The organism is Actinoplanes sp. CA-051413 (assembly GCF_050955795.1).
Taxonomy (GTDB): domain Bacteria; phylum Actinomycetota; class Actinomycetes; order Mycobacteriales; family Micromonosporaceae; genus Actinoplanes.
Genome location: NZ_CP192100.1, coordinates 5,058,729 through 5,080,929, shown reverse-complemented (window position 1 = coordinate 5,080,929; position 22,201 = coordinate 5,058,729). Strand labels below are relative to the sequence as shown.

Annotated in this window: 24 protein-coding genes; 10 read left to right on the top strand and 14 right to left on the bottom strand. The window is 71.7% G+C overall.

What is annotated here, in order from left to right; translation table 11 throughout:
* The first annotated feature begins 54 nt into the window (after positions 1 to 54).
* The 4 genes from mgrA (at position 55) to ACQP2Y_RS23955 (ending at position 2,896) form a co-directional block, all read left to right on the top strand.
* A complete protein-coding gene (gene mgrA, locus ACQP2Y_RS23970) occupies positions 55 to 1,014 on the top strand; it encodes an L-glyceraldehyde 3-phosphate reductase (protein WP_433732051.1) in 960 nt (319 codons plus the stop codon).
* The gene (locus ACQP2Y_RS23965; RefSeq protein ID WP_433717024.1) at positions 1,011 to 1,685 is read left to right on the top strand and encodes a nucleotidyltransferase domain-containing protein; all 675 of its coding nucleotides are present in this window, start codon (positions 1,011 to 1,013) and stop codon (positions 1,683 to 1,685) included. Before mgrA ends, ACQP2Y_RS23965 begins: the two co-directional genes overlap by 4 nt.
* Complete coding sequence (locus ACQP2Y_RS23960; protein WP_433717022.1) at positions 1,682 to 2,428, top strand: nucleotidyltransferase domain-containing protein; 747 nt, start codon at positions 1,682 to 1,684, stop codon at positions 2,426 to 2,428. The genes ACQP2Y_RS23965 and ACQP2Y_RS23960 overlap by 4 nt, the downstream gene beginning before the upstream one ends.
* A 120-nt stretch (positions 2,429 to 2,548) precedes the next feature.
* Positions 2,549 to 2,896, top strand: a complete 348-nt coding sequence (locus tag ACQP2Y_RS23955; protein WP_433717020.1) for a hypothetical protein — start codon at positions 2,549 to 2,551, stop codon at positions 2,894 to 2,896.
* Between the two features lie 27 nt (positions 2,897 to 2,923).
* Here ACQP2Y_RS23955 and ACQP2Y_RS23950 read toward each other — a convergent pair whose 3' ends face one another.
* Positions 2,924 to 3,853: a hypothetical protein gene (locus ACQP2Y_RS23950; RefSeq protein ID WP_433717018.1), complete on the bottom strand. Its 930-nt coding sequence runs from the start codon at positions 3,851 to 3,853 to the stop codon at positions 2,924 to 2,926.
* A 156-nt stretch (positions 3,854 to 4,009) separates the two neighbouring features.
* Between ACQP2Y_RS23950 and ACQP2Y_RS23945 the strand changes: the two genes are divergently transcribed.
* The gene (locus tag ACQP2Y_RS23945) at positions 4,010 to 4,654 is read left to right on the top strand and encodes a nucleotidyl transferase AbiEii/AbiGii toxin family protein (RefSeq protein WP_433717016.1); all 645 of its coding nucleotides are present in this window, start codon (positions 4,010 to 4,012) and stop codon (positions 4,652 to 4,654) included.
* On the opposite strand, the gene ACQP2Y_RS23940 is transcribed toward ACQP2Y_RS23945, so the two are convergent.
* Positions 4,599 to 5,270, bottom strand: a complete 672-nt coding sequence (locus tag ACQP2Y_RS23940) for a GNAT family N-acetyltransferase (RefSeq protein ID WP_433717014.1) — start codon at positions 5,268 to 5,270, stop codon at positions 4,599 to 4,601. The two genes, ACQP2Y_RS23945 and ACQP2Y_RS23940, sit on opposite strands and share 56 nt — an antisense overlap.
* On the opposite strand from ACQP2Y_RS23940, the gene ACQP2Y_RS23935 reads away from it, so the two are divergent.
* Positions 5,269 to 5,739 carry a DUF1203 domain-containing protein gene (locus ACQP2Y_RS23935; protein ID WP_433717012.1) on the top strand — a complete coding sequence of 157 codons (471 nt, stop codon included), beginning with the start codon at positions 5,269 to 5,271 and terminating at the stop codon, positions 5,737 to 5,739. The genes ACQP2Y_RS23940 and ACQP2Y_RS23935 overlap by 2 nt on opposite strands.
* Here ACQP2Y_RS23935 and ACQP2Y_RS23930 read toward each other — a convergent pair.
* The gene (locus ACQP2Y_RS23930) at positions 5,717 to 6,259 is read right to left on the bottom strand and encodes a hypothetical protein (protein WP_433717010.1); all 543 of its coding nucleotides are present in this window, start codon (positions 6,257 to 6,259) and stop codon (positions 5,717 to 5,719) included. The genes ACQP2Y_RS23935 and ACQP2Y_RS23930 overlap by 23 nt on opposite strands.
* Positions 6,260 to 6,632: 373 nt before the next feature.
* Between ACQP2Y_RS23930 and ACQP2Y_RS23925 the strand changes: the two genes are divergently transcribed.
* Positions 6,633 to 9,131, top strand: a complete 2,499-nt coding sequence (locus tag ACQP2Y_RS23925; RefSeq protein WP_433717008.1) for a DEAD/DEAH box helicase — start codon at positions 6,633 to 6,635, stop codon at positions 9,129 to 9,131.
* On the opposite strand, the gene ACQP2Y_RS23920 is transcribed toward ACQP2Y_RS23925, so the two are convergent.
* Complete coding sequence (locus ACQP2Y_RS23920) at positions 9,109 to 10,902, bottom strand: sensor histidine kinase (RefSeq protein WP_433717006.1); 1,794 nt, start codon at positions 10,900 to 10,902, stop codon at positions 9,109 to 9,111. The genes ACQP2Y_RS23925 and ACQP2Y_RS23920 overlap by 23 nt on opposite strands.
* Complete coding sequence (locus ACQP2Y_RS23915; protein WP_433732049.1) at positions 10,899 to 11,594, bottom strand: response regulator transcription factor; 696 nt, start codon at positions 11,592 to 11,594, stop codon at positions 10,899 to 10,901. Before ACQP2Y_RS23915 ends, ACQP2Y_RS23920 begins: the two co-directional genes overlap by 4 nt.
* A gap of 156 nt (positions 11,595 to 11,750) precedes the next feature.
* Between ACQP2Y_RS23915 and asnB the strand changes: the two genes are divergently transcribed.
* Positions 11,751 to 13,679, top strand: a complete 1,929-nt coding sequence (asnB, locus tag ACQP2Y_RS23910) for an asparagine synthase (glutamine-hydrolyzing) (protein WP_433717004.1) — start codon at positions 11,751 to 11,753, stop codon at positions 13,677 to 13,679.
* Between the two features lie 53 nt (positions 13,680 to 13,732).
* Positions 13,733 to 14,476 (top strand): DUF3152 domain-containing protein, encoded by a 744-nt coding sequence (locus tag ACQP2Y_RS23905; protein ID WP_433732047.1) that lies wholly within the window; start codon positions 13,733 to 13,735, stop codon positions 14,474 to 14,476.
* Positions 14,477 to 14,720: 244 nt separating this feature from the next.
* Here the strand turns inward: ACQP2Y_RS23905 and ACQP2Y_RS23900 are convergent, their stop codons facing one another.
* Both ACQP2Y_RS23900 and ACQP2Y_RS23895 read right to left on the bottom strand, forming a co-directional pair.
* On the bottom strand, positions 14,721 to 15,470 hold the full coding sequence (locus tag ACQP2Y_RS23900; RefSeq protein ID WP_433717002.1) for a DUF3152 domain-containing protein: 750 nt from the start codon (positions 15,468 to 15,470) through the stop codon (positions 14,721 to 14,723).
* 182 nt (positions 15,471 to 15,652) lie between these two features.
* The gene (locus ACQP2Y_RS23895; RefSeq protein ID WP_433717000.1) at positions 15,653 to 16,540 is read right to left on the bottom strand and encodes an EamA family transporter; all 888 of its coding nucleotides are present in this window, start codon (positions 16,538 to 16,540) and stop codon (positions 15,653 to 15,655) included.
* 84 nt (positions 16,541 to 16,624) lie between these two features.
* On the opposite strand from ACQP2Y_RS23895, the gene ACQP2Y_RS23890 reads away from it, so the two are divergent.
* The gene (locus ACQP2Y_RS23890) at positions 16,625 to 17,488 is read left to right on the top strand and encodes a LysR family transcriptional regulator (protein ID WP_433716998.1); all 864 of its coding nucleotides are present in this window, start codon (positions 16,625 to 16,627) and stop codon (positions 17,486 to 17,488) included.
* Here the strand turns inward: ACQP2Y_RS23890 and ACQP2Y_RS23885 are convergent, their stop codons facing one another.
* From ACQP2Y_RS23885 to gcvH, 7 genes are all read right to left on the bottom strand, one after another.
* Positions 17,489 to 18,130, bottom strand: a complete 642-nt coding sequence (locus tag ACQP2Y_RS23885) for a PP2C family protein-serine/threonine phosphatase (protein WP_433716996.1) — start codon at positions 18,128 to 18,130, stop codon at positions 17,489 to 17,491.
* On the bottom strand, positions 18,049 to 18,990 hold the full coding sequence (locus tag ACQP2Y_RS23880) for a hypothetical protein (protein ID WP_433716994.1): 942 nt from the start codon (positions 18,988 to 18,990) through the stop codon (positions 18,049 to 18,051). The genes ACQP2Y_RS23885 and ACQP2Y_RS23880 overlap by 82 nt, the downstream gene beginning before the upstream one ends.
* A 63-nt stretch (positions 18,991 to 19,053) precedes the next feature.
* A complete protein-coding gene (locus ACQP2Y_RS23875) occupies positions 19,054 to 19,611 on the bottom strand; it encodes a MerR family transcriptional regulator (protein ID WP_433716992.1) in 558 nt (185 codons plus the stop codon).
* Between the two features lie 139 nt (positions 19,612 to 19,750).
* Entirely contained in the window at positions 19,751 to 20,215 is a 465-nt protein-coding gene (locus ACQP2Y_RS23870; RefSeq protein ID WP_433716990.1) for a bifunctional nuclease family protein, read from the bottom strand.
* Between the two features lie 187 nt (positions 20,216 to 20,402).
* The gene (ftsR, locus tag ACQP2Y_RS23865; protein ID WP_433716988.1) at positions 20,403 to 21,083 is read right to left on the bottom strand and encodes a transcriptional regulator FtsR; all 681 of its coding nucleotides are present in this window, start codon (positions 21,081 to 21,083) and stop codon (positions 20,403 to 20,405) included.
* Positions 21,084 to 21,148: 65 nt separating this feature from the next.
* Entirely contained in the window at positions 21,149 to 21,601 is a 453-nt protein-coding gene (gene odhI / locus ACQP2Y_RS23860) for an oxoglutarate dehydrogenase inhibitor Odhl (RefSeq protein WP_023362861.1), read from the bottom strand.
* Between the two features lie 206 nt (positions 21,602 to 21,807).
* Positions 21,808 to 22,188, bottom strand: coding sequence for a glycine cleavage system protein GcvH (gcvH, locus tag ACQP2Y_RS23855; protein ID WP_360552260.1), 381 nt, complete (start codon positions 22,186 to 22,188; stop codon positions 21,808 to 21,810).
* Between the last annotated feature and the right edge of the window lie 13 nt (positions 22,189 to 22,201).

Here is a 22,201-nt window from a genome sequence, read left to right as displayed (position 1 = left end):
GTCCCTAGGGTGTGGTGTGTGACCTACTCCGCGGCGCCAGACCGCTACGACACCATGACCTACCGCCGCGCCGGGCGCAGCGGGCTCAAGCTGCCCGCCATCAGCCTCGGCCTGTGGCACAACTTCGGCGACGCCCGCCCGATCGAACGCCAGCGCGACATCACCCGCCGCGCCTTCGACCTCGGCGTCACCCACTTCGACCTGGCCAACAACTACGGCCCGCCGCCCGGCAGCGCCGAGGAGAACTTCGGCCGCATCCTGGCCACCGACTTCCGCCACCACCGCGACGAACTCGTCGTCTCCACCAAGGCCGGCTACCACATGTGGAACGGCCCCTACGGTGAGTGGGGCTCCCGCAAATACCTGGTCTCGTCGCTGGACCAGTCCCTGCGCCGCCTCGGCCTCGACTACGTCGACATCTTCTACCACCATCGCCCCGACCCGGACACCCCGCTGGAAGAGACCATGGGCGCCCTCGACGCCGTCGTCCGCTCCGGCAAGGCCCTCTACGTCGGCATCAGCAACTACAACGCCGAACAGACCGCCCGCGCCGCCGCCATCCTGCAGGAACTCGGCACACCCCTGCTGATCCACCAGCCGTCCTACTCCATCCTCAACCGCTGGATCGAGAAGGACCACCTGCTCGACACGCTCGAAGCCGTCGGCGCCGGCTGCATCGCCTTCAGCCCCCTGCAGCAGGGCCTGCTCACCGACCGCTACCTCGGCGGCATCCCCGACGACTCCCGCGTGCGCACCAGCGTCTTCCTCAACGAGAGCGACCTGGACAAGGCCACCATGGGCCGCATCCACAACCTCAACGACATCGCGAAGCGGCGCGGGCAGTCCCTGGCCCAGCTGGCCCTCGCCTGGGCCCTGCGCGACCAGCGGATGACCAGCCTGATCATCGGGGCCAGCAGCGTCGAACAGCTCGAGACCAACGTCGCCGCCCTGGACAAGCCCGACCTCAGCGACGACGACCTGCAGGCGATCGACGGCACCAGCCTGGACCTGTGACCACCCTCGTCACCGAACACACGATCCTCGCGGTCGTGGTCGGCTCCCGCGCGTACGGCCTCGCCGGCCCGGGCTCCGACCACGACCGCCGAGGCGTGTACGCCGCCCCCACCGCGATGTTCTGGCACCTCGACAAGCCACCGACCCACCTCGACGGCCCGGCCGAGGAACAGTTCTCCTGGGAGATCGAACGCTTCTGCACCCTGGCCCTGCAGGGCAACCCGACCGTGCTCGAAGTGCTCTGGTCACCCCTGATCACCGCGGTCACCGCCGACGGCGAACATCTGCTGGCCACCCGGCAGGCGTTCCTGTCCCGGCGCGTCGCCGACACGTACGGCGCGTACGCCCGTGACCAGCTCAAACGCGTCGACTCCCGGCGCCGGCGCACCGGCGAGACCAACCACAAACAGACCATGCACATGATCCGGCTGCTGCTGGCCGGCGCCCACGTGCTGCGGACCGGCGAGGTGCTCGTCGACGTGTCACACCTGCGCGAACGCCTGCTGGCCGTCAAGAACGGCGACGTGCCGTGGGAATCGGTGACCGCGTGGGCCGGCGAGCTGCTGGCCGACCTGGACGCGGCGGCCGCGCGGACCGCCCTGCCCGAAACGCCGGACCGGGCTGCTGTCGACGCGCTGCTCTATGCCGTACGGGAAAGGGGTCTGCCATGACCATCGACGTGCCGAACTGGGCCGGCCAGGTCGCCGCCGACCTGCCCTATCCCCTGATCTTCGCGACCGTGAGCGGCGCCCACCTGTACGGCTTCGCGTCGGCCGACTCCGACCTGGACCTGCGCGCCGCCCACCTGCTGCCGGCGGCCGAGGTCGTCGGCCTGCGCACCGGCCCGGAGACCCTGCAGTCCGACGGCTGGCGCGACGGCGTCGAGCTCGACGTGGTCAGCCACGACCTGCTCAAGTTCGCCCGCCTGCTCACCGGCCGCAACGGCTACGTACTGGAACAGCTGCTGTCCCCGCTGGTGGTCACCACCTCCCCGGTGCACGCCGAGCTGAAGGCGCTGGCCCCGGCCCTGATCACCCGCCATCACGCCCACCACTACCTGGGCTTCGCGGCGACCCAGGAACGGCTCTTCGACCGCACCGGCGAGCTCAAGCCGGCGCTGTACACGCTGCGGGTGCTGCTCACCGGGGTGCACCTCATGCGGACCGGCGAGCTGGAGACGGATCTGGGTCTGCTGGGCACCGGCCTGGCGTACGTGCCGGAGCTGATCGGCCGGAAGCGCGAGGCGGAGCACGGGCCGTTCCCCTCGGCGGTCCGGGCCGATCTGGCGCGGGACATCCCCCGGCTGCGGGGCGAGTTGGAAGCCGCACGGGACGCTTCCACGTTGCCGGAGCAAGCCGACCGGGATGCCGTTGAGGCGTTGCACCAGCTGGTCGTCCGTACCCGCCTTCCTTAGTTTCGTCGTCCGCCGCAGGCGGTCGTTTCTGTGTCTGGTGCGGCGTGCCGCACTGCGCCTAAGGCATCCTAGGACTCTAGGAGTTATCCTTCGGCGGGGTCGGCGGTCTACCCTGGTCCCATGCCCACCACCGCGCCTGATGCTCCGGCGGTCCACCTCGCCCGGCCCCACCGGCCGGTGCTCGTGGCAGGCACCCTCGGCGAGCTGACCGGCCCGGCCCACGGAATGGTCGAACTACCGCTGCGGCTGTGGTGGAATCCGGTGCGCACGTTCGACCTGGACCAGCCGACCATGCTGCTGTGGATGTACGAGAACGTGCTGCGTGAGGCTGTGCGGGTGGACGAGTTGCGCAGCTATCTGCACGGGCCGACGCTGGTGCGGGTCTGGGCGGAGCTCAATTTGCCTCGGGGGGTGCGGGCCGCCTGGGAGGCTCGGCACCCGATGCTGCGCCGGGCCGCGGCCGCCTGAGTCCGCACGCGACGTAAGGCGGCAGGCTCAGAACACGCGGAGCGCCTTCTCCAAGGTGGCCAGCTCTCTCGAGACAGTGATCTCGGGCCGTCGGACGACTTGCTGTACGGCAGCCTCGTTACGCCGTAGGCACTCCTTTTCTGTCTGCGTCACGCTGTCGACGGCAGGAACTTCCCATGTGCCGTCGGGCAGGGCATAGAACGCGCCATATCCGCTGTCCACCAACGCGAAGGTCCCGGCTGCTAGTCGCGACCCGCCGTCATGGACCAATGTCACCGCGGCCACGACCAGCATGGGCGCCTCGCCCTCCCCCACGGGCGTGGGGCCTATCGTCAAGGTGAACCTGTCGTGCCTCCCGGACTCAACCTCGAACCTCATGTCCCGGGTGACCATGAACGGAGCTGGCGGCGGAGGGTTCGGAATCCGGACGTCGTAGTCAGCGGACACGACCACTGAACCGCCGATGGCGAAACAGCGTTCGAGGTGCTGAGCGACGGAGACGTCCACCACCGCCGCCGCTACTAGAGATGCGCCGGTGCTGCTGTTGGACAGCGTGATGTCGATCTTCGGTCCCGGGAGGTCGTTCTGGGGCGCAGGGCTCTCCGGATCGGCGCCACTCTCGCTGACGCCGCCGGTGCTCGTGCCGCTGATGCCGTCTGTGATGTAGGCAGCCTTCGCCGATATCTGGAGGCCCGGCCGTAACACCTGCGCGGAGGCGGCGATGTCGTTGGCCCGGCGCGCCTGGTCCAAGGCGGACGAGGCAACCTCGTTGCTTTGCCGGCTCAGCACCGTGGGCACGACAATCGCCGTGGCAGCGACAACGACGCTCACCACGGCAACGACGTCACTCTTGGTCCAAGGGGTCCGAGGGCGACCGATATGCCGGACCAGCGGAGCGGTCGTCGCAAGGGCGCGGATAGATGCGGCGGCCCGTCGGAACACGGACATGGGCGTCATGCTGGCATGGTGGCGGAGGCAGTGCCGCGACGGTCGGCCGGTGAACCAACATTCGCACAAGCCGCTAAATGACGGACCGCGCGGCCGGTCGCCTCATCCCGCGTCGGCAGCGCGCCGAGCCCGGCCCCGGCGTGCCGGTCCGCTAGCCTCCCCGGGGTGAGCGGGAACATCGACGACTTCTACCGTGACGTCGCCACCATCGCCCTGACCGTCGGGGAGAAGCACGGCTTCGTGCTCGGTGGCGGTGTCGCCTGGCTGGTCAACGGCCTGGTGCAACGCCCGACCGAGGACATCGACCTGTTCACCGACACCGCCGGCGCCGTCGAGGCCGCCGCCGGGCAGGTCACCGCCGCCCTCACCGACGCCGGCTACCAGGTGTTCCGTGAGGTCGCCGACGAGCTCTTCGAGGGCATGGACGACGACCTGCGCGAATACCACGTGGCCGACGGCACCCGCGCGCTGCGGCTGACCCTGACCCGGCTGGACCGCAGCCGGGCCCCGGTGGTGATGGACGTGGGCCCGGTCATGCACCTGGACGACCTGGTCGCGTCCAAGGTCGCGGCGCTGGTCAACCGGCGCGAGGTGCGCGACTACATCGACGTGGCGGCCGCGCTGGAGCGGTATTCGCTCGCGCGGGTGCTGGAGCTGGCCCGGGCGCTGGACCCCGGCCTGGACGACGACGAGGTGGCCGACGCGGGACGGTATCTGGACCGGCTCGACGACGCTCGGTTCGCCGTCTACGGGCTCACCCCGGAGCAGGTCCAGGCGGTGCGGGAGCGGCTTGCGTCCTGGCCCCGGTGAAGAGATAACGTCGGCGGAGGTAGTAGACGAAGCCTTCCCGGTCCGGCTCCGAGCGGTCCGGGCGCATGCCCGCCGCGGCCGCGCACCGCACACTGGCCGCATTGTCCGGCTCGACACCGGCCGCGAACAGCACCACGTCAGCCACCTCCGGCGCGGCCATGACCGCCAGCAGCGCCGCCGTCCCGAAGCCTTGCCCCCACCGCCGCGGATCGACGACGTATGCCAGGCCCATGCTCAGGCCCGGCTCCACCGCCTCGATCACCGCGCCGTCCGGGCCCTCCGAATACCGGCACCAGCGGTCGTACACCTCCCCGCCGATGTTCGCGACCACCGCCCCGGACGAGTCGTACGCCACCCAGGAGTGGTCGCGCAGCACCCGGCGGCCCCGGAACGTCTCGCCCAGGCCCGTGCCGGCCAGCTCCAGGTTCCGGACCGGCCACTGCGGGCCGCCCAGCCGCCGGACCACCTCCGGGTGTTCGAACCAGGGCTGTACGGCGGGCAGCAACTCCCGGGTGAACGGGGCCAGCACGACGTCCATGGCCTCCAGTGTGCGCGCGAGGCGGGCGTCCGAATACCGCCAGACCAGCGGCCGGGCGGCGCAGCAGGATGAGGTCATGACGACGACCATTGCGTACCGGATCAGCGCCCTCTCCCCCGCCGTGCTCGACGAGGCCCGGGCCGGGAGAGCGGCCGAACGGCACTGTGCGGGCGGGGGTGAGCCGCTGCGGTGCTGCCTGCGGGACGCGGCTGCCGGTGAGGGACTTCTGCTGTTCAATTACGAGCCGCCGCTGCCCGTGTCGCCGTACCTGGAGAAGGGTGCGGTGTTCGCCCACGCCGCACCCTGCGGCGGGCCGGCGGACGACCTGCCCTATCCGGGCGACTGGTACGGCCGTCCGCAGGTGCTGCGGGCCTACGACAGCGCCGGGCGGATCCATCCGGCCAGCCGGCAGCACGACGGTGGTGATCCGGTGGCGGCGCTCACCGCCGTGCTGGCCGAGCCGGGCGTGGTGCTGGTGCACAGCCGCAACGTGGCCTACGGCTGCTACATGTTCAGCGTGCTGCCTATGGGTGCAGCGTCGCGGTGATGTCGTCCACGTCGAAGGTGGTCACGCCGCCGCCCGCGGACTCGCTGCTGACGAAGGTGATGGTCGCGGTGCGCTCGGTGGCCGCGACGGAGGCCACGGCGCCGTACTGCTGCCAGTCGGTCCGCATGTCGAAGGCGAACGAGAAGCGGGTCTTGGGCGGCTCGCCGGACACGCCGAGGCCCATGTTGAGGTAGTCGCTACGGCTGGTCTCGGTGGAGCTGGCCCGGGCGAAGAACTTCACGTCGAGGCCGCAGCCGGCCGGGATCGTCACCGTGGAGCGCAGCAGGTCGGTACGGGTGACGTCGAGGCCGGCGAAGGTCGCGTACGCCCGGCCGGTGTGCGCCGGGCGCTCCGGCGTGCCCAGCACCACCATGCGGGGGCCGGCGGTCCAGCCCACCGTCCCACGTTCGAAGCTGGGGTTGACCTGCACCTGCGCAGTGCAGGGGGCCGGCGCGACCGGGGCCTGGGCGCCGCCGGTGGTGACCACGAGGGCGGCGGCGAGGACGACGAGGACTTTCACGGGACCTCCGAAGATCAGGGGCATTGAACGGTGTCGATACATTCTGCAACCGATCGGCAACCCGGTGTGTCCCGTTCCGCACCCGGCGGGGCGCAATCTCGGTCGTGCGAGGCCACCACCGCACCTCCTGAAAGCCCTGAAAAAATCCAAGACCAACAGAGAGCTCCCGGAATGCGCCTTCGAATCGGTTCCACCATCGCCGTCGTCGCCGCCGTCATCGGCCTCGCGGGCAGCGTCGCCGGCCCGATCTACTCGGCGTTCGGCGTCTAGCGGATCGGCCGCAACTCCACAGCAGGGTCCCCTTCCGTGGCCGGGCGCGCGTCGCGCCCGGCCACGGTGCTGGGAAATGCGCGACGGATAGGGTGGGGACATCATGACGCTCACCGACCGCCTGCCCGGCACCGCCGAACCCGACGCCGTCTTCGACGCCTTCCAGAGCTGGGTGAGCGAGCAGGGACTGACGCTCTACCCGCACCAGGAGGAGGCGCTCATCGAGATCGCCACCGGGGCGAACGTCATCCTCAACACCCCCACCGGCTCGGGCAAGAGCCTGGTCGCCACCGGCGCGCACTTCGCCGCCCTGGCCGACAAGCGCACCACCTTCTACACCGCGCCGATCAAGGCGCTGGTCAGCGAGAAGTTCTTCGCCCTGTGCAAGACCTTCGGCGCGCACAACGTCGGCATGCTCACCGGCGACGCCAGCGTCAACGCGGACGCCCCGATCATCTGCTGCACCGCGGAGATCCTGGCCAACCTGGCGCTGCGCGAGGGTGCCGACGCCGACGTCGGCCAGGTCGTCATGGACGAGTTCCACTTCTACGCCGAGCCCGACCGGGGCTGGGCCTGGCAGGTGCCGCTGATCGAGCTGCCGCAGGCCCAGTTCATCCTGATGTCGGCGACCCTGGGCGACACCACCCGCTTCGTCGACGACCTGAGCCGGCGCACCGGCCGGCCCACGGCCGTGGTCAGCAACACCGAGCGGCCGGTCCCGCTGGTCTTCCAGTACGCGGTGACCCCGCTGCACGAGACCATCGAGGAGTTGCTGACCACCCGGCAGGCACCGGTCTACATCGTGCACTTCACCCAGGCCGCCGCCCTGGAACGCGCCCAGTCACTGATGAGCATCAACATGTGCACCCGCGCCGAGAAGGACGCGATCGCTGCGGCCCTGGGCAGTTTCCGGTTCACCGCCGGCTTCGGGCGCACCCTGACCCGGCTGGTGCGCCACGGCATCGGCGTGCACCACGCCGGCATGCTGCCCAAGTACCGCCGGCTGGTCGAGACCCTCGCGCAGGCGGGCCTGCTCAAGGTCATCTGCGGTACGGACACCCTCGGCGTCGGCATCAACGTGCCCATCCGGACCGTGCTGTTCACCGGCCTGAGCAAGTACGACGGGGTCCGTACCCGGCTGCTCAAGGCCCGCGAGTTCCACCAGATCGCCGGGCGGGCCGGGCGGGCCGGCTACGACACCCTCGGCACGGTCATCGTGCAGGCGCCCGAGCACGTCATCGACAACGAACGGATGCTGGCCAAGGCCGGCGACGACCCGAAGAAGCGCCGCAAGGTGGTCCGCAAGAAGCCGCCGGAGGGCACCATCGGCTGGGGCCAGCCGACCTTCGACCGGCTGATGGCCGCCGACCCGGAGCCGCTGACCTCGTCGTTCCAGGTGTCGCACGCGATGCTGCTCAACGTGCTGGTCCGCGGCGGCGACCCGTTCACGGCGATGCGGCACCTGCTCACCGACAACCACGAGGAGCCGGCCGCGCAGCGCCGGCACATCCGCCGGGCCCTGGCGATCGCCCGGGCGCTGCTGGCCGGTGGGGTCATCGAGCGGGTCGAGACCGACGACGGCATCCGCTACCGCCTCACCGAGGACCTGCAGATCGACTTCGCGCTCAACCAGGCGCTGTCGCCGTTCGCGCTGGCCTGCCTGGAGCTGCTCGACCGGGAGTCGCCGGAGTATCCGCTGGACGTGGTCTCGGTCATCGAGGCGACCCTGGAGGACCCGCGCCAGGTGCTGTCCGCGCAGCAGTTCAAGGCCAAGGGTGAGGCCGTCAACGCGATGAAGGCCGAGGGCATCGAGTACGACCAGCGGATGGAGCTGCTCGAGGAGGTCACCTACCCCAAGCCGCTGCTGCCGCTGCTGGAGGGCGCGTACGAGACGTACCGGGGCGGGCACCCGTGGGTCGCCGACTACGAGATCAAGCCCAAGGCCGTCGTCCGCGACATGTACGAACGCGCGATGACCTTCACCGAGTACGTCTCGTACTACGGCCTGTCCCGTTCCGAGGGCCTGGTCCTGCGGTATCTCGCGGACGCGTTCCGGGCGCTGCGCCAGACCGTGCCCGAGGACGCCCGCACCGAGGAGCTCACCGACCTGATCGAGTGGCTGGGCGAGCTGGTCCGCCAGGTCGACTCCAGCCTGCTCGACGAGTGGGAGCGGCTGCGCAACCCGGGCGCCGAGATCGTCGAGGTGTCGCCGCTGGACGACAAGCCGCCGGCGGTCACCCGCAACGTGCGGGCGTTCCGGGTGCTGGTGCGCAACGCGATGTTCCGCCGGGTCGAGCTGTTCGCCCTGCGCCGCGCCGAGGACCTGGGCGAGCTGGACGCCGAGTCGGGCTGGAACACCGATCGCTGGATCGAGGCCTTGGAGGACTACTACGCCGAGTATCCGGTGGTCGGCACCGGGCCCTCGGCGCGCGGGCCGGCGCTGCTGCACATCGAGACCACGCCGACGGTGTGGAAGGTGCGGCAGGTCTTCGAGGACCCCGAGGGTGACCACGACTGGGGCATCGAGGCCGAGGTCGACTTGGCGGCCAGCGACGAGCTCGGCGCCGCGGCGATCCGGATCACGGCGGTGGGCCCGCACTGAGCGACGGCGGGTCGGCGCCGGCCCCTGCGGTCAGGCGCAGCGGCAGGCACACGGTGAAGGTGGTGCCGGCCCCGGGTTCGCTGGTGACCTCGATGTAGCCGTCGTGGTCGCGGACGATTCGCTGGGCGATGGTCAGGCCGAGCCCGGTGCCGCCGGTCGCTCGCTGCCGGGCCGGATCGGCCCGCCAGAAGCGGTCGAAGACGCGCAACAGGTCCTCCGGGGTCATGCCGACGCCGGTGTCGCGCACGGTCAGCAGGGCCTCCGCGCCGCGCTCACGGACGCGTACCAGGACGTGGCCGCCGGTGTCGGTGTAGCGCACCGCGTTGGTCAGCAGATTGCCCAGGACCTGGCGCAGCCGGTCCGGGTCCGCCTCGACCCACACCGGGGCCGGCACGTCCACGGTCAGCGCGATGCCCGCCTCGGCCGCGACCGCCCGGTGCACGGTCGCGCCGACCTGCACCAGGTCGGAGAGGTCGATCGGGCCCTTGGCGTAGCGCAGGTCGCCGACCTCGGCCAGGGCCAGCACCTGCAGGTCGTCCAGGATGCGCCGCTGGAGCATGGTCTCCTCGTGGAGCGAGACGAACAGCTCCCGGCTGGGCTCGACCACCCCGTCGGAGAGTCCCTCGAGGTAGCCGCGCAGGTTCGACAACGGCGTACGCATCTCGTGCGCGACGTCGGCCACCAGCCGCCGCTGGCGTTCCTCGCTGCGCTGCACCGCCTCGGCCATGGCGTTGAACGTCTGCGACAGCCGGGCCAGCTCACCGCGGCCGGAGGTGGGCACCCGCACGTTCAGCCGGCCGCCGGCGAGCAGCCGCGAGGCCTCGGTGAGCCGGCGTACCGGATGGCTGACCAGGCGGGCGATCCAGGCCGTGCCGATCAGCGCCACCACGATCAGGCCGGCGACGCCGAAGGCGGCGGGCCGGCCGAGCTGCCCGACGTCGGTCTCGCCGGACGCGCCGAGATAGAGCTGCAGCGGCAACGCGGCCGACACCCCGGCCCGGTCGTTGAAGGTGGTCGCCGCGCAGTTGCGGTCCTCGTCGGGCGCCTCCGGCGCGCTGCACTGCCGATACGTCAGCAGGTCGATGTCGATGCGCCTGCGGTTCTCCAGCACCAGCTCCGACGCCTTGCGCACGCACCCGGAGTGCTCGGCGAGCTGCCGCCCGGTCAGATACGGCGCCCGGTCGGTCAGCAGGACCGCCTCGGTGCCGGGCTTCTCGTCGGCGATGCACCGCACGGCGACCAGCGCCGCCCGGTACTGGGCGAGCTGGCGGAGCGTTCCCGCGACCGGGGTCCGGGCCAGCACGTCGTCCGGGGGCGGCTCGAACAGGGGGCCGGCCAGCATCGCGGTGCCGGCGACGCCCTTGGCGATCAGGGCGGCGGACCGCGCCGGCCGGCTGTCGCTGTAGGCGGACCACGACTCCAGTTGGGGGCGCGGATCGATCAGCATGGGACCCGGCCGGACCGGGCCGGCGGCGCGGCCGGCGAGGTTGTCCGTGTCGACCAGCACCGTCTGGTCCAGGGTGATCAGCCGGATGTGCAGGCCGGTCTGCCGGGACAGATCGGCGGCGAGAGCGTCCACGCCGGGCCACCGCCCGTGCAGCAGGCCGTAGCGGGCCACCTGGTCGGCGATCTCGTAGCGGTGCCGGTCCGCGCTGTCCTGGGCCTCGTTGAACGCCCGGGAGGTCAGGCTCAGCGTCAGCCACGCGGTCGCCCCGATCGCCGTCACGGCCACCACCATGACCAGCAGGAAGATCCGCAGCCGGAAGCTCATCGCTCGGCCATCCGGTAACCGCGGCCGTACACGGTCTGCACGTAGCGGGGCTCGGCCGGGTCGTTCTCGATCTTGCGGCGCAGGTTGACCACGTGGGCGTCGACCGTGCGCTCGGAGACGTCCTGCTCGAAGCCGAAGGTCCGGTCGATGATCTGCCCCCGGGTGAAGACCCGGCCGGGCTCGCGGGCCAGCAGCTCGACGATGCCGAACTCCTTGGCGGTCAGGTGCACCGTGGCCCCGCCGACCCGGACTTCGAAACGGCCGGCGTCCACCTCGAGATCACCGACGCGCAGGGTCGCGGACTGCCCGTCGGCCGTGCCGATCCGGCGCAGCAGGGCCCGGACCCGGGCGGTCAGTTCCCGCGGGCTGACCGGCTTGGCCAGGTAGTCGTCGGCGCCGATGTCCAGGCCCAGCAGCATGTCGTTCTCCGACGAGCGGGCGGTCACCAGCAGGATGGCGATCGACGACGACTCGGCCCGCAGGATCCGGCACACGTCGAGCCCGTCGACCAGCGGCATCATGACGTCCAGGATCAGCAGGTCCGGCCGGCGGGCCCGGGCCTGCTCCAGGGCGGCCCGCCCGTCGCCGACGGTGAGCACGTGGTGGCCCTCACGCTCCAGGTACAGGCGGATGAGCTGGGCGTGCTTCGGGTCGTCGTCGGCTACCAGGATCCGGGCGGTCACGGTCGCGATTCTCACCCAGGCGGTCAACCCCCACGGTGAATGTCAGATTCCGGTGAAGATCCGGTCCGGTTCCGGTGCGTCCACGATTCCCGGCCACTTCCTCACAGGTCCTTCATAACCGGCTTCCTACGGTGCAGACCCACCGTCAACCGAAGGAGTGCCACGATGTGTGGTCTGAGCGTGTTCGTGAGCAGCCGGGCGCACGCCGGTGTCCCCGACCCCGCGTCGGCCGCCGCCTTCGCCGAGGCGCTGGCCACGATGCACCATCGGGGGCCCGACGACACCCAGATCGAGTACGGCGACGGCCTGGCCTTCGGCTTCCAGCGGCTGGCGATCGTGGACGTGGCGGAGAGCCGGCAGCCGGCGCACTACCCGTTCGACGGTCCGCAGGCCGGACGCTGGACCGTGGTGTTCAACGGCGAGATCTACAACTACCGGGAACTGCGGGCGGACCTGATCCGCGAGCACGATGCCACGTTCGCCACCCAGGGCGACACCGAGGTGCTGGCCGCGGCGTTCCACTACTGGGGTGCGGCGGCGTTGTCGCGGCTGCGGGGGATGTTCGCGTTCGTGGCGTACGACCACTGGACCGGCACCGTGCACGCCGCCCGCGACCCGTTCGGGATCAAGCCGCTGTACCTGCTGGAGACCTCGGACGGGCTGTTCCTGGCCAGCGAGCGCAAGGCGCTGCTGCCGTTCAGCGGCGACTCCGGGGCGGCGCTGGACACCGACGCTCTGGCCCACTACCTGACCTTGCAGTACGTTCCGGATCCCATGACGCTGCACCGGCACGTGCGGCGGCTGCCGCCGGGGCACCGGATGACCTGGACGCCCGGCGGCGGCCTGCGCCTGGACCGCTGGTTCCGGCCGTCGCTGCGGCCGCTGCACGTACGGCCGGACGTGGCGATCCACGCCATCCGTGACGCGCTGCGCGACAGCGTCCGCAAGCACCTGCACGCCGAGGTGCCGGTGGGGGCGTTCCTGTCCAGCGGGGTGGACTCGTCGGCCATCGTCGCGCTGGCCGCCGAGGTCAAGCCGGACCTGCACGCGTTCACCGCCGGTTTCGCCCAGGAGGGCTACTCGGAGATCGAGATCGCCCAGCACACGGCGGACCAGCTCGGGGTACGGCTGACCCCGACGGTGGTCACCGAGGACGACGTCATCCGGGAGCTGCCGCGGATCGTGCAGCTGCTCGACGACCCGGTCGCGGACCCGTCGCTGGTGCCGCTCTACTTCCTGGCCCGTACGGCGTCCCGGCACGTCAAAGTGGTGCTGTCCGGGGAGGGCTCCGACGAGCTGTTCGGCGGCTACACGATCTACCGCGAGCCGATGTCGCTGGCCGGCATCGAGCGCCTGCCGGCCGGCATGAAGCGCGGGCTGCGCAGCCTGTCGAAGGTGATCCCGGAGGGCGTGAAGGGCCACAGCTTCCTGGAGCGCGGCACCACCCCGATCGAGGAACGCTACTACGGCAACGCCCGCATCTTCTCCCCCGCGGAGAAGGCGGAGCTGATGCGCTTCACCGCCGACCCGCACACGGTCATCACCAGCAAGCTGTACGCGGAGACCGCCGACGTCGACGACGTCGCCTCGATGCAGTACGTGGACCTGCACACCTGGCTGCCCGGCGACATCCTGACCAAAGCCGACCGGATGTCGATGGCACACTCGCTGGAGCTGCGCGTGCCGTTCCTGGACCAGGCGGTGTACGCGGCCGCGGCGGGACTGCCCACCGAGATGAAACTCCCGGCCGGCAGCCGCACGACCAAGTACGCGCTGCGCGAGGCCATGCGCGGCATCGTGCCCGAGTCGGTACGCGACCGCCGCAAGCTGGGCTTCCCCACCCCGACCCGGCTGTGGCTCAAGGGCGCCATCGGCGACTGGATCGCCGAGCTGATGGCCGGCTCGCAGACCGGGCACCTGCTCGACCTCGGCTACGCCCAGCGGCTGCTGGCCGAGCACCGGGCCGGCGTGGCCGACAACTCCCGCAAGGTCTGGACGGTGGCGATGTTCTGCCTGTGGCACGCGATCACGGTGGAACGATCCTTGAACCCGGCCCCGCCGATGACCCGGCCGGCGGCGACCGCGGCCGCGTGAGCTCAGCAACGTGCCGGCCTGTCCGAAGGTCAGGTGTGGGACGGCTGGGGTGGATGCTCGCGGCGGCGCTCGCGCTCGGCCCGGCGGCCGGGTGCGCGCCGGCGCCGTCCGGGGTGCCCGCGACCGCTCGGCCGTCCGCGCCGGCGCGGCTGAAGGCACCGGCCGCGAAGCCCGTCGTGATCAGCTACCCGGCGCGTGGGCATGGCGACTGGCGGGTGGCCGGCGGATCGGCGCGGACCGCCGGCCGCAGCGGCCCGCTGCTGCGCTACCGGGTGCTGGTCGAGAAGGACATCACCGGCGTCTCCACCGCCGGTTTCGCCGGCGCGGTCACCAGGACCCTCGCGGATCCGCGCGGCTGGACGGCCGGCGGCTCGCTGCGGCTGCGGCGGGTCGGGCCGGGTCAGCGGTACGACTTCACGATCTACCTGGCCACACCCCGCACCCGCGACCGGCTCTGCGGCAGCAGCTCCGACGGCTACACGTCCTGCCGCAACGGTGACCGCGTCGTGCTCAACGTGGCCCGCTGGGTCAAGGGCGTGCCGCGCTACGGCTCCTCGCTCGCGGTCTACCGCCAGTACATGGTCAACCACGAGGTCGGGCATCGCCTGGGGCACGGCCACGAGCGCTGCCCGGGCAAGGGTGGGCCGGCGCCGGTCATGCAGCAGCAGACCCTGGGACTGCACGGGTGCCGGGCGAACGCGTGGCCGTACCGCGGCGGCAAGCGGTATGCGGGACGCTCCGGCGCGTACGCCGATCCGGTGCCGGCGCCGGACCGCGGGGTCCGCCGTCCGGGTTAGGCCGAACGCGGCCCTCGCGCACCGGATGGATCATCGTGCCGGCCGACGCGGCAGAACGACGGCAAAAGCGTGGATCGTCCGGTTTTGCCACCGTAGGTTAGGTCCTGACCCCACAAGAGTCTTCTGTCAGGAGAACCATGCACAGCCACCGCCTCAGCGCCGCTGCGACCCACCGCCGCTGGGCTTTCGTCCTCACTCTCGCCGCCGCGGCCATCGCCGGCGGCACCCACCTGATCTCCTGACGCTACGACGGCACCTCGTCGTCATAGCTGCCCGAGGGGCCCGCGTACCGCTCGCCGTCGCGGTACGGCCACGCGTTGGCCGTGCACCCGTGCAGGCCGAGCGTCTGCTGCTGCATGACCGGGGCCGGCTCGCCCTTGCCGGGGCAGCGTTCGTGACCGTGCCCGAGGCGATGCCCGACCTCGTGGTTGACCATGTACTGGCGATAGACCGCGAGCGGGGCGCCGTAGTGCGGCACGCCGTGCGCCCAGCGGGCCACGTTGAGGACCACCCGTGCACCGTTGCGGCACGACGTGTAGCCGTCCGGGACGTCCTGACACAGCTCGTCCCGGGTAGTCGGGGTGACCAGGGAGATCGTGAAGTCGTACCGGTCGCCGGGGCCGACCCGGCGCAGCTGCCGGACCCCGCCGCCCGACCAGCCGCGTGGGTCCTCCAGGGTCCGCTGCACCGCGGCGGCGAACCCGGCGGTCGACACTCCGGAGATGTCTTTCTCGACCAGCACCCGGTAACGCAGCACCGTGCCGTGCGGCGGCTCGGGGCGCTGGGCGTCGGCCGTGCGGAACCGGCCGCCGCCGCGCTCCGGATACCGGATCCGCGGTGCCGTGCGCAGCGGCGCCTTGGACACCTCGGGCGACGCCGACGGGCTCACCGGTGCGGCCGCCGGCGCCGCCACGGTGGGATCCCCCACCGGGCCGCAACCGGCGAGCAGCAACGTCAGGACCAGCACCGCGGTACGGCCACCGGCGCGCGACATGGGACTTCCCTTCGGCAGGCAACAGGTGTTGTGCGAAGGGAAGGACTGCCGGGGGCCGCGGAAGGTTGATCTACCGGGCCGTCAACCTTTTCGGGCCGTCACTCGTCTCAGGCGGGGGCGTGCCGGACGGTGTGCACGGCGAACGGGGCCAGGCCGCTCTCCGGCGGCGGCTTCGCGATGATTTACACCGGGGCCGGGACAGGCTCGCGGGCCTCGTCGTCGCTGTGCTCCTTGGCCGCGCGGGCGCCCGTGCGCTCGGCGCCGATGCCGGCCGCGACCACGAAGGCGATGCCCGCCACCGGCGCCCAACCCGGCACCTGACCCAGCACCAGCAGGCCGATCAGCAGTGCGAGGGCCGGTTCCAGGCTCATCAGCGTGCCGAAAGCGGCCGTCGTGAGCCGGCGCAGCGCCAGCATCTCGAGCGCGAACGGCACCACCGGCAGCATGATGGCCAGGCCGAAGCCGGCCAGCAGCAGCTGCCAGGTCATCTCCCCCAGCACGGCCGGGCCGGCCACCACGGTGGCCACCAGCGCGGCGACCGGCATCGACACCGCCAGGCCCTGCAACCCGGCCACGTCGTCCCCGACGCGCTGGGTGAGCAGGATGTACGCGGCCCAGCACACCGCCGCGGCCAGCGCGAAGCCGACCCCGACGAGGTCGATGCCGCCGTGCCAGGGCTCGGTCAGCAGCACCACGCCGACCGCCGCCAGCGCCGGCCACAGCTTGGTGCCGCGCCGGCCCCGCACCACGGCCACGCCGAGCGGGCCGAGGAACTCCAGCGCGCTGGCGGTGCCCAGCGGCAGCCGGGCGATGGCCGCCATGAACAGCATGGTCACGCCGGCCGTGACCACGCCCAGGGCGACGGTGTTCAGCAGGCTGGCCCGGGTGAACGAGCGCAGCCGGGGCCGGACGAGCACCAGCAGGATCACGCCGGCCCAGGCCAGCCGCAACCAGGCCGCGCCCTCCGCGCCGATCCGGTCGAGCAGACCGACGGAGACGGCGAGACCGAGCTGGACGAGGACCATCGACGCGAGCGCCATCGACGCTCCGGTCCGTGCTTGTGAACGCATGCCGACCAGTACAACCCCGAGGCACCGTTCATGTCCACGTGCCGATGATGGACATACCGTTCAGGACTGACTGACAATGGTGGGATGGACACCCGCCGCCTGCGGTTATTGGTGGAACTGTCGCGGCTGGGCTCGATGCGCGCGGTCGCCGACGAGTTGCACATCACCACCTCGACCGTGTCGCAGCAGCTCGCCGTGCTGGCCCGCGAGGCCGGTGCCGTGCTGATCGAGCCGGACGGCCGGCGGGTCCGGCTCACCCCGGCCGGACAGCGCCTGGCCGGGCACGCGGTCACCATCCTGGCCGCGGTCGAGGCGGCCCGGCTCGACCTGGACCCGCAGGCCGAGCCGGCCGGCGCGCTGCGGGTCGCGGGCTTCGCCACCGCCGTACGGCGGTCGCTGCTGCCCGTCGCCGCCACGCTCGCCGCGACCCATCCGCGGGTCCGTCTGCTGATCCACGAGCACGAGCCGTTCGAGGCGTTCGAGCTGCTCGCCCTGGACGCCGTGGACCTGGCCCTGACCTACGACTACAACCTGGCCCCGGCCGCCTTCGACGCCGCGCTGGAGTCGGTGCCGCTGTGGGAGATGCCGTGGGGTCTGGCGGTGCCCCGGGACGACCCGGGCACCGACTTCGCCGGGTTCGCCGGCCACGACTGGATCGTCAACTCCCGCAACACCGCCGACGAGGACGTGGTCCGCACGATGGCGTCCCTGGTCGGCTTCACACCCCGGATCGTGCACCGCGCGGACAGCCTCGACCTGGTGCAGGACATGATCGTCGCCGGGCTCGGGGTCGGGCTGCTGCCGATGGGGACCGCCACGCTGCCCGGCGTACGGCTGATCGCCCTGACCGGGGTCGAGGCCCGGCTGCGCTGTTACGCCGTGACCCGGCGCGGCCGGGCGACCTGGCCGCCGCTGGCCCTGGTGCTGCGGATGCTGTCCGGCAGCTGATCAGTCGCGGGCCCGGACGACGGCGAGCACCACGTCGTCGTCGGTGCCGCCCATGAAGTGCCCGAGCAGGTGGTCGCAGATCTGCTCGGCGTTCATCGCGGCGCAGCCCCGCAACACCTGCGTCAGCTCCGCCAGGCCGTCGTCGAGCGCGGCGCCGCGGCGCTCGATCAGGCCGTCGGTGTAGAAGATCACGCTGGTGCCGGGCAGCAGCTGCACCCGGTGGTCGGTCCGCACGGTGCGGGCCCGGGTGCCCAGCAGCGTCTCGGGGCGGGTCTCCAGCAGCCGTACGGCACCGTCCGGGGCGACCAGCACCGGCGGCGGATGACCCGCGTTGGACCAGCGCAGCGTGCGGGTGCCGTGGTCCTCCCGTTCGATCTGGGCCGCCACCACCGTGGCGAACGCGTCGACGGCGAAGCCCTGCATCGCGTCCTGCAACCCGGTCAGTACCAGCGCCGGCGGTTTGAGCAGCGCGTACGAGATGCCCCGGAGCAGGTTGCGGATCTCGCTCATCGCCGCCGCGGCCCGCCGGTCGTGCCCGGTGACGTCGCCGACCACCACCGTCACCCGGCCGTCGGGCAGGGTGAACGCGTCGTACCAGTCGCCGCCGATGTGCGCGCCCTCGCCGGCCGGCTGGTACCGCACCGCCACCTCGGTGTGCTCGGGCTGCACCGGCGCGGCGAGCAGACTGCGCTGCAGGGCTTCGGCCAGCTCGCGTTCCATGGCCGTGGCGCGGCGCTCGGCCTGCCGGACCCGGGCCCGGTGCAGCCCCTGGGCCAGGGACGGTCCCGGTCCGCCCCGGTGAGCCGGATCCGGGCGATCCGGTCCTGCTCGGTGATCTCGACCGCCACGTCGCGGTCCAGCGGCGCGGGCCAGGCCGCCGTCGGCACCTGCGCCTCCGGCAGCACGATGTCCACCTCGGGCAGGTCATCGGGCGCCGAGCGCAGCACGGGCAGGGCGTGGTCGAGCTGCTGCCCCACGTCCTCGGCGTCGGCGAGCTGATCGTTGAGCCGGCCCAGCAACGCCAGCCGGCGAGCGCCGAGCACCTGCCCGGTGGTCTCGGCGGCGATGTCGATGGCCCCGGCGATCCGGCCGGCACTGTCGTGCACGGCCGAGTACGAGAAGGTGAAGTAGGTCTCCTCGAGGAACCCGCGGCGGTCCATCAGCAGGCGCAGATCCTCGACCCACGTCGCGCCCCGCCCGGCCAGCACCGACTCGAGCATCGGGTCGATGGTCGACCAGATCTCGGCGAAGACCTTCGCGGCCGGTGCGCCCAGCGCGGCTGGGTGCTTGTCACCGATCATCGGCACGTACGCCTCGTTGTAGACGAGGACGTGGTCCGGACCCCAGAACAACGTCACCGGCGCCCGGGTGTGCAGAGTCAGATCCAGGGCCGCCAGCAGAGCCGGGCTCCACGACGTGACCGGCCCGAGGGAGGTGGTCGCCCAATCGACGCGCCGGTACGCGTCCCGCAGCGTCCCGGCAGCAGCGACGGGATCGGTCACTCGGAGAATGTAGCTTGACCGCGATCACTCACCGCGGCAGGCAGGCCTGGTGATCGCGGCCGGTCAGCCCGCGCGGCGGCGGGCCCGGCGGGCCGCGAGCTCGTCACCGGCAGCCGGCTCGGCGTCCACGCCGGTGCCGACCGGCTGCGGGCCGGCGGCGGGCTCAGCGGGCAGGTGCGACAGCGAGCCCTGGATCTCCTTGAAGGCCCCGCCGATGGCGATGCCGAAGACACCCTGACCGCCCTGGAGCAGATCCACGACCTCCTCCGGCGACCGGCACTCGTACACCGTGGTGCCGTCGGAGATCAGCGTGATGCCGGCCAGGTCGTCGACGCCGCGCGAACGCAGCGTCTCGATCGCCTTGCGGATGTTCTGCAGGGAGACGCCCGCGTCCAGCAGGCGCTTGACCACCTTGAGGACGACCAGGTCACGGAACGAGTAGAGCCGCTGCGTGCCGGAGCCGGAGGCGTCGCGGATGCTGGGCACCACGAGCGTCGTCCGCGCCCAGTAGTCGAGCTGGCGGTAGCTGATGCCGACCGCCTGACAAGCCGTCACTCCGCGATACCCGGTATCGCCGTCCTCGCCGACAAGCGGACCCTCTTCAGAGTCTGACTCGTGCACGCGACTACCTCCCCGCTGCGCGGTGCCGCTTCACCTGGACTTCACGAGCGTATAACCCAGCGAGCCACGAAACAGGGAGGTAATGCTGCGACACGCCGCGTACGGACGACCGGACCTGTGGTGATCGTCGATGCGCGGATCAGCCCGCGAAGTCCTCCGGCCGGACCTGGTCGAGGAACTCGCGGAACTTCTCGACCTCGTCCTCCTGCTCGTCCGGGATGACGATCCCGGCCTCGGTCAGCACCTCATCGGCGCACCGGATCGGCGCACCCACCCGCAGGGCCAGGGCGATCGAGTCGCTCGGCCGCGCGGACACCCGCAGGTCGTCACCGATCAGCAGATCCGCGTAGAACACGTTCTCCTTGAGTTCCGTGATCTCGACGGCCTTCAGCGGCGCCTCGAGCGCCGCGAGGATGTCCCGTAGCAGATCATGGGTCAACGGCCGGGCGGGCTTGACGCCCTGCTGCTCGTACGCGATGGCAGTTGCCTCCACCGCGCCGATCCAGATCGGCAGGTACCGATCGCCGTCGACCTCCCTGAGCAGGACGATCGGCTGGTTACTGGGCAGCTCCACCCGAACCCCGACCACGCTCAGCTCGCGCACCGCCCGCCTCCGTGTCGCTTCGTCGTGCCGCCCCGTAAGGCCACCGCCGCCCCGCAGGGCAACGCGACCATCAGGCTGTTTCCCGCCTATCCTGCACGGTACACGGACGCTCGGGACCGAGCGCCACACGATGCCCGTGTCTGTGGGGTTACCCCGGCCACCCCGGCCGAACCGGCAACCCCGTGCCTCACCGTCCGAGAGTGTCCCGCAGGCCCGCCCGCACCAGCGCCGCGTGCAGCCGCTGGGACAGCGCCTGCAACTCGCGCGCCGTCTCGGCGGCCCGGGCCCGCGCCGCCGGGTCGTGCTGGCGCATCAGCGGCGTCAGCAACTGGGCGAAGAGCCCGACCTCGCGGTCCGCCCCGGTCCGGAACGCGCGCAGGTGCCGCAGCTCCAAACCGTGCCGGACCAGGCCCACCACGGCCTCGACGATCACCACGGCGTCGCCGTCGTACCAGCCCGGCGGCCGGGACAGCACCAGGCCCAGCTGCTCCAGCTCGGTGAGCATCTGCTCGGCGATGCCGGTGCGCTCGACCAGGTCGGCCCGCGACACCCGGGTGTCGGCGGCGTCCGCCGGCACCTCGGCCTCCGAGCCGACCGCCACCAGCGAAGGACGCCGGTGCGACAACGTGTCGTCCCCGCGCTCCTGCGCCTCGAGCTGCTCGCGGATGACGCGCAGCGGGAGGTACTGGTCCCGCTGCGCGGTCAGGACGAAACGCAGCCGCGCCACGTCGTTCCACGAGTACTTGCGGTAGCCGGAGGCGGTGCGCTGCGGGTCCACCAGCCCCTCCGCCTCCAGGAACCGGAGCTTGGAGATCGTGGTGTCCGGGAACTCGGTACGCAGCTGGGCCAGCACCTCCCCGATGCTCATCAGCGCAGCGTCACGTTGACCCCGGGCCCGAGACCCGGGGTCGTGCGCGGCCGCCCCCGACGGGTTCACGCCCCGCTTCCCTCGCCCTCCGGCCGGGGACCGGCGATGAAGACCAGCCGGAACTTGCCGATCTGGACCTCGTCCCCGTTGCTCAGGGTGGCCGACTCGACCCGCTCACGGTTGACGTAGGTGCCGTTGAGCGAACCCACGTCGCGCACCGTGAAGGTGCCCCCGTCGCGGTGGAACTCGGCGTGCCGGCGCGAGACCGTCACGTCGTCGAGGAAGATGTCGCTGTCGGGGTGGCGGCCACTCGTGGTCACGTCATGGTCCAGCAGGAACCGCGCACCCGCGTTGGGGCCGCGGCGCACGACCAGCAGCGCCATCCCCGGGGGCAGCGAACCGGACATCCGGCTCGGTACCACGTCGGTCTCGGGGCCCTCGAGCACCTCGTCGAGCGCACCGAGGTTCAGCGTGGACGTGACGTCGAGCGGGGGGAACTCGTCGTCTGGGCGCGTCATCGGACCACCTCACGGATCTGTTTCGGTCGCCGCCCGACGACACGGGGTGAGCGAGCCGGACCCGGGTCCGGAGCGCAGCGCCCCCCGCCGCTGCCCGGAGGTCCGGACGGCACGACTATCGGTATGAGAAAGGAATTGCAGATTTCTCCATGTGCCCCGCGAGCCTAGTCAGCGCCGAAATGGCGGGCAACCAGACGCGCGGGCGATCAGCTGTCGGTCAGCGCCTTGTAGGCGTCGGCGTCCAGCAGTCCGGCGAGCGCCGCCGGGTCGTCCGGGGCGATCTCCACGAGCCAGCCGGCCGCGTACGGCTCGGCGTTGATCAGCTCCGGCTCGTCGGCGAGACTGCCGTTGCGGGCGACCACGGTGCCGGCGATCGGCGCGTAGATCTCCGAGACGCTCTTCGTCGACTCGATCTCGCCGAGCTGGTCGCCGGCCTGCACAGCCGTACCCTCGTCGGGCAGCTGCACGAAGACGATGTCGCCGAGCGCGTCCTGCGCGAAGTGGGTGATGCCCACCCGCACGGGCGCGGTGCCGTCACCGGACACCCACTCGTGCTCGGCCGTGTACCGCAGGTCCTCAGGAATCACGCATTCCTCCGTT

What these genes read in the sequence shown, in the direction of transcription:
- asnB (WP_433717004.1), top strand. Translation starts at nt 11,751, where the DNA reads ATGTGTGGTCTGAGCGTGTTCGTGAGCAGCCGGGCGCACGCCGGTGTC.
- ACQP2Y_RS23950 (WP_433717018.1), bottom strand. Translation starts at nt 3,853, where the DNA reads ATGACGCCCATGTCCGTGTTCCGACGGGCCGCCGCATCTATCCGCGCC.
- ACQP2Y_RS23900 (WP_433717002.1), bottom strand. Translation starts at nt 15,470, where the DNA reads ATGTCGCGCGCCGGTGGCCGTACCGCGGTGCTGGTCCTGACGTTGCTG.
- ACQP2Y_RS23925 (WP_433717008.1), top strand. Translation starts at nt 6,633, where the DNA reads ATGACGCTCACCGACCGCCTGCCCGGCACCGCCGAACCCGACGCCGTC.
- ACQP2Y_RS23890 (WP_433716998.1), top strand. Translation starts at nt 16,625, where the DNA reads ATGGACACCCGCCGCCTGCGGTTATTGGTGGAACTGTCGCGGCTGGGC.
- ACQP2Y_RS23955 (WP_433717020.1), top strand. Translation starts at nt 2,549, where the DNA reads ATGCCCACCACCGCGCCTGATGCTCCGGCGGTCCACCTCGCCCGGCCC.
- ACQP2Y_RS23940 (WP_433717014.1), bottom strand. Translation starts at nt 5,270, where the DNA reads ATGACCTCATCCTGCTGCGCCGCCCGGCCGCTGGTCTGGCGGTATTCG.
- ACQP2Y_RS23935 (WP_433717012.1), top strand. Translation starts at nt 5,269, where the DNA reads ATGACGACGACCATTGCGTACCGGATCAGCGCCCTCTCCCCCGCCGTG.
- ACQP2Y_RS23920 (WP_433717006.1), bottom strand. Translation starts at nt 10,902, where the DNA reads ATGAGCTTCCGGCTGCGGATCTTCCTGCTGGTCATGGTGGTGGCCGTG.
- odhI (WP_023362861.1), bottom strand. Translation starts at nt 21,601, where the DNA reads ATGACGCGCCCAGACGACGAGTTCCCCCCGCTCGACGTCACGTCCACG.
- ACQP2Y_RS23905 (WP_433732047.1), top strand. Translation starts at nt 13,733, where the DNA reads ATGCTCGCGGCGGCGCTCGCGCTCGGCCCGGCGGCCGGGTGCGCGCCG.
- mgrA (WP_433732051.1), top strand. Translation starts at nt 55, where the DNA reads ATGACCTACCGCCGCGCCGGGCGCAGCGGGCTCAAGCTGCCCGCCATC.
- ACQP2Y_RS23895 (WP_433717000.1), bottom strand. Translation starts at nt 16,540, where the DNA reads ATGCGTTCACAAGCACGGACCGGAGCGTCGATGGCGCTCGCGTCGATG.
- ACQP2Y_RS23960 (WP_433717022.1), top strand. Translation starts at nt 1,682, where the DNA reads ATGACCATCGACGTGCCGAACTGGGCCGGCCAGGTCGCCGCCGACCTG.
- ftsR (WP_433716988.1), bottom strand. Translation starts at nt 21,083, where the DNA reads ATGAGCATCGGGGAGGTGCTGGCCCAGCTGCGTACCGAGTTCCCGGAC.